Annotated in this window: 1 protein-coding gene; it reads left to right on the top strand. The window is 77.4% G+C overall.

Annotated features, from left to right (window positions below; translation table 11 throughout):
* The coding region (locus B7P34_RS35920) for a transglutaminaseTgpA domain-containing protein (protein WP_223268614.1) at positions 1–1320 on the top strand (1320 nt) is incomplete at both ends.

The raw sequence follows: 1320 nt of genomic DNA on the forward strand, positions 1-1320 counted from the left end.
CGGCCGCCTCGCCCGGGTCCGCACGGGCCGGCGCATCGGGGCGCTGGCCCTCGGCATCGCCCTGGCCGTGCCGGCCGCGCTGCCCTCGATGCAGGGCGGCCTCTTCGAGCCCGCCGGGCGGGGCGCCGACCCGGGCTCCGGCCCCGGCGGCACCACCTCCGTCAAGCCGCTCGTCGCCCTCCAGGACAGCCTCAACCAGCCGGAGAACCGCGAGCTGCTGCGCCTGCGCTCCTCCGCCGAGAACACCCGCGACCTGTACCTGCGCATCGTCGCTCTCGACCGCTTCGACGGCGCCGCCTGGCAGACGACCGACCGCCCCCTCATGGAGCTGCCCGCGGCCCTGCCCGCGCCGCCGGGGCTCGCCGCCGGGGTCCGCACGTCGCGGGTCGACACCTCCCTCACGGCCTCTGACGGCTACGCCCAGAACTACCTGCCGCTGCCCTACCCCGCCGAGGAGGTCCGCACCGAGGGCCGCTGGCGCTACGAGCCGGAGGGCCGGGTCCTGGCGGGCGAGCGCGGCCAGACCACCCGGGGCGTGCGCTATCAGGTCTCCAGCCTGCAGGTGGAGCCCACCGCCGCCCAGCTCGCCGCGGCGCCCGCGCCCCCGGAGGAGATCCTGCGCGCCTACACCCGGGTGCCGTCGTCGCTGCCGCCGGTGGTGGCGCAGACGGCCCGGAAGGTGACGGCGGGCTCGGCCAACGCCTATCAGCAGGCGGTCATGCTGCAGGACTGGTTCTCCGTCGGCGGCGGCTTCCAGTACGACACGCAGGTGGCGTCCGGCACGGGTGTCGAGGCCGTCGCCCGGTTCCTCGCGGCCAAGCGGGGTTTCTGCATCCACTTCTCGTTCTCGATGGCGGCGATGGCCCGGACGCTGGGCATCCCCGCGCGCGTGGCGGTCGGCTTCATGCCCGGCACCCCCATGGCGGACGGCTCGGTGTCGGTCGGCTCCAAGGACGCCCACGCCTGGCCCGAGCTGTACTTCGAAGGCGTCGGCTGGACGCGCTTCGAGCCGACGCCCAGCCGCGGCACCACCCCCGAGTACACCGTCGCGGAGCCCTCTCCGGGCGCCGAGCCGGGCGCCGGCCCGGCCCCGCTCCCGGACCGGACGGCCGTGCCCCCGTCGGTGCCGAAGGGCACGGACGCCTGCCCGCCCGCGCAGAAGCGGCTCGGCGAGTGCCGGTCCCCCGCCGCGCCCGCGGAGGGTTCGGGGCCGTCCTCCGGCGGCCCGTCGGCGGGCACGGTGGCGGGCGTCGCGGTGGCCGCGCTGGCCGTCCTGGGGCTGCCCCTGCTGCCCATGCTGTGGCGCAGGCGGGTGCGCGC

Origin of the sequence: Streptosporangium nondiastaticum (assembly GCF_003011965.1) — a bacterium.
In the GTDB taxonomy this organism is placed as follows: domain Bacteria; phylum Actinomycetota; class Actinomycetes; order Streptomycetales; family Streptomycetaceae; genus Streptomyces; species Streptomyces nondiastaticus.